The 3,426-nt window shown below is 70.8% G+C and carries 4 protein-coding genes; 2 read left to right on the forward strand and 2 right to left on the reverse strand.

The features are described 5' to 3' along the window. Together VFM98_RS12835 and VFM98_RS12840 are read right to left on the reverse strand one after the other, a co-directional pair. A partial coding sequence (locus VFM98_RS12835) for an acyl-CoA dehydrogenase family protein (protein ID WP_325110314.1) occupies nucleotides 1-698 on the reverse strand: 698 nt, incomplete at its 3' end. Between the two features lie 7 nt (nucleotides 699-705). Then, a complete protein-coding gene (locus VFM98_RS12840) occupies nucleotides 706-1,410 on the reverse strand; it encodes a TetR/AcrR family transcriptional regulator (RefSeq protein WP_325110315.1) in 705 nt (234 codons plus the stop codon). A 224-nt stretch (nucleotides 1,411-1,634) separates the two neighbouring features. Here VFM98_RS12840 and VFM98_RS12845 point away from each other — a divergent pair, with 224 nt between their 5' ends. Both VFM98_RS12845 and VFM98_RS12850 read left to right on the forward strand, forming a co-directional pair. Beyond that, complete coding sequence (locus tag VFM98_RS12845) at nucleotides 1,635-2,315, forward strand: GntR family transcriptional regulator (protein ID WP_325110317.1); 681 nt, start codon at nucleotides 1,635-1,637, stop codon at nucleotides 2,313-2,315. An 11-nt stretch (nucleotides 2,316-2,326) separates the two neighbouring features. Then, nucleotides 2,327-3,307, forward strand: coding sequence for a tripartite tricarboxylate transporter substrate binding protein (locus VFM98_RS12850; RefSeq protein WP_325110316.1), 981 nt, complete (start codon nucleotides 2,327-2,329; stop codon nucleotides 3,305-3,307). Nucleotides 3,308-3,426 lie beyond the last annotated feature (119 nt).

Raw genomic sequence — 3,426 nt, forward strand, 5'->3', positions numbered from 1 at the left:
ACGAACAGCGAGATGCCCTTGCTGCCCTGCGGCGCGTCCGGCAGGCGGGCCAGCACCAGGTGCACGATGTTGGGCGTCATGTCGTGCTCGCCGGCGGAGATGAAGATCTTGGTGCCGGTGAGCTTGTAGGTGCCGTCGGCCTGCGGTTCGGCCCTGGTGCGCAGCAGGCCCAGGTCGGTGCCGCAGTGCGGCTCGGTCAGGCACATGGTGCCGGTCCACTCGCCGCTCACCAGCTTGCCCAGGTAGAGGCGCTTCTGCTCCTCGGTTCCGTGCGCGTGCAGGGCCTCGTAGGCGCCGTGCGAGAGGCCGGGGTACATGGTCCAGGCCTGGTTGGCGCTATTGAGCATCTCGTAGAGGCACTGGTTCAGCACGAAGGGCAGGCCCTGGCCACCGAACTCGGGATCGCAGGACAGCGCCGGCCACCCGCCTTCGACGTACTTGGCATAGGCCTCCTTGAAGCCCTGCGGCGTGGTGACCTCGTGCGTCTTCGGGTCGAGCGTGCAGCCCTGCTCGTCGCCGATGCGGTTGAGGGGCTGCGTCACCTCGCTGGCGAACTTGCCGCCCTCCTCCAGCACCGCGTTGATGGTCTCGACGTCGATGTCGGCGTGGCGCGGGCAGGGCTTGAGCTCCTCGGCCAGGTTGAACACTTCGTGGATCACGAACTGCATGTCGCGCAACGGCGGGGTGTACGTGGGCATGGTCTTCTTACTCCTTGGCGTTCTTGGCCGCGCGGGCGGGTTTGGAAAGGGACTTGGCGGCGGGCGACGGGGTCGCGCCGTAGCGTTGCAGGATGTGCTCGAAGCCCGTGTTGGCGTGGGCGATCGAGTCGGGAACCTTGAGGAAGCGCGCCTCGTAGTGCAGCGCGAGGATCAGGCCGTGGATCTCGAACAGCATCTGCTCCTCGTCGGTCGCGGCGTCGATGTGGCCCTCCTCCTTGGCCATGGCGATGGCGCGCTTCATCGCCTCGTGCCAGGTCTGGACCGAGGATGCGAGGGCGTCGCGCACGGGGCCGGGGCGGTCGTCGAATTCGACGGCGCCGCTGATGTAGATGCAGCCGGAATCGAGCTCGATCGAAGTGCGCTTCATCCAGTTGGCGAACATCGCGCGCAGGCGCGGCAGGCCGCGCGGCTCGGCCAGGGCGGGATAGAACACCTCCTGCTCGAAGCGCGCGTGGTACTCGCGCACCACGGAGATCTGCAGTTCCTCGCGCGAGCCGAAGTGGGCGAAGACGCCCGACTTGCTCATTTGCGTGACTTCGGCCAGGGCCCCGATGGACAGGCCCTCCAGGCCGATCTGCGTGGCCAGCCCCAGGGCGGCATCGACGATGGCCGCCTTGGTCTGCTGGCCCTTGTGCAGGGCCTTGCCCTCGCGCGCGCGGGCGGGCTTCACGGGCAGTGCGGTAACGGACATGGTCGGATGGGTTGAGCCAAAAATAAAACGAACGATCGTTCGATTTTGACCTATTTTCGGCCGGATTGGTTTGGAGCGGCGGCTCTAGAGCGGCGCCCCGGGTTTTCCCCCAGCCCTGCCGTTCCAAGCCAACGCTACAGTCGCGCTCCACTACTCCTCGAGAGGACTGCACTATTCCCGCCACCGCCCTCGCCGCCGAACCGGGCGTCAGCCGCTACGCCGCCATCGCCGCCGCCCTGCGCGCCCGGGTGCAGGCGGGCGAGTGGCCGCCCGGCACGGCCCTGCCTTCCGAACAGGCGCTCGCGGTGCAGCACGGGGTGGCGATGGCCACGCTGCGGCGCGCGCTGGAATTGCTCGCGTCGCAAGGCCTGCTCGAACGCATCCACGGCCGCGGCACCTTCGTGCGCGCGGCGATGACGGGCGCGCCCATGCTGCGCTTCTTCCGCTTCGGCGACGGCTCCGGCGAGGTGCCGGCCTCGCGCATCGTCTCCCGGCGCAAGACGGCCGCGTCGGCCGAAGTCGCCCAGCGCCTGGGCATCGCCCGCGGCGAGCCGGTGCTGCACCTGCTGCGCGTGCGCAGCCTGGGCGGCCGGCCGCGCCTGCTGGAGGAGATCCACCTGCCGCTGCCGCTGTTCCAGGCCCTGGCCGAGACGCCGGCGGCGGAATGGGACGACCTGTTCTATCCGATGTACGCGCAACGCTGCGGCGTGCACGTGCAGCGCGCGACCGACGAGATCGGCTTCGGCACCCTCGCCGCGGCGCAGGCCGCGCACCTGGGCCTGCCGGCCGGCCACCCTTGCGCGCGCGTCGAGCGGCGCGCCTACGACCTCGCGGGCCGCTGCGTCGAGGCGCGCACCACGTTCGGCGACGCCCACGCTTTCCACTACGCCGTCACGATCACTTGAGAAGGAGTTCCATGTCCCGCATCACCCGCCGAACGCTGCTGGCCACCGCCGGCGCCGCCATCGCCGCGCCCATGCTGGCGCGCGCGCAGGACACCATTGCCGGCGGCCGGCTGATTTCGCTGATCGTTTCCTATCCCGCCGGCGGCGGCGCCGACCTGATGGCGCGCCTGCTCGCGCCGCACATGGCGCAGGCGCTGGGGCAGAACGTCGTCGTCGAGAACAAGCCGGGCGCGAGCGGCCAGCTGGCCGCGGCGCAGGTCGCCCGCGCCACGCCGGACGGCTCGCAGCTGCTGCTCGACGCCTCCTCCTTCGCGGTCAATCCCTCGCTGTTCCCCAAGCTGCCGTACGACACCGCCAGCGCCTTCGCGCCGCTCGCGGTGCTGGCGCTGTTCCCGAACGTGATGGTCTGCACGCCGTCGTACGAGGCGAAGGGCGTGCGCGACGTGATCCGGATGGCGAAGGAGAAGCCGGCGCGGATCGCCTATGCGTCCTCCGGCAACGGCTCGGCGCAGCACCTGGCCGGCGCCCTGTTCGAGCAGCGCGCCGACGTGAACCTCGTGCACGTGCCGTACAAGGGCGGCGGCCCGGCCCTCAACGACGTGATGGGCGGCCAGGTGCCGCTGTTCTTCGCCAACGTGGCGTCGTCGCTGGGCCACATCCAGGGCGGCAAGCTGCGGCCGCTGGCCGTGACCAGCACGCGCCGCGCCCGCGCCCTGCCCGACGTGCCCACCATGGAAGAAGCGGGCGTCTCCGGCTACGAGGTGCTGGAATGGAACCCGGTGCTGGCCCCGGCCGGCATCGCGCCGGCGGTGCGCGCAAAACTGGGGAACGCGATCGCCAAGGCGATGGCGGAGCCGGAGGTGCTGGGCCGCGTGCGCAGCCTGAGCGGCGAGGTCTTCACCGGCGGGCCGGAGCAGGCTGCCGACTTCCTGCAGCAGCAGCAGGCGCTGTGGGCGCGCGTGGTACGCGAACGCAGGATCAGCGTGGGCTGAACGCTTGGACCGCGCAAGCGCTTCCCTTCCGCCCGGCTGGGACTGCCACGTCCACGTGTTCGACGGCAGGCCGGTCGCGGCCGGTGCCCACTACCAGCCCCGCACGCGGGCGCTGCCGG

The sequence above is a fragment of the Ramlibacter sp. genome (genome assembly GCF_035706265.1).
Taxonomy (GTDB): Bacteria; Pseudomonadota; Gammaproteobacteria; order Burkholderiales; family Burkholderiaceae_C; genus Ramlibacter.

Bases quoted from the DNA above. Each gene is read 5' to 3' on its own strand.
- VFM98_RS12840 (WP_325110315.1), bottom strand. From the start codon at position 1,410: ATGTCCGTTACCGCACTGCCCGTGAAGCCCGCCCGCGCGCGCGAGGGC.
- VFM98_RS12850 (WP_325110316.1), top strand. From the start codon at position 2,327: ATGTCCCGCATCACCCGCCGAACGCTGCTGGCCACCGCCGGCGCCGCC.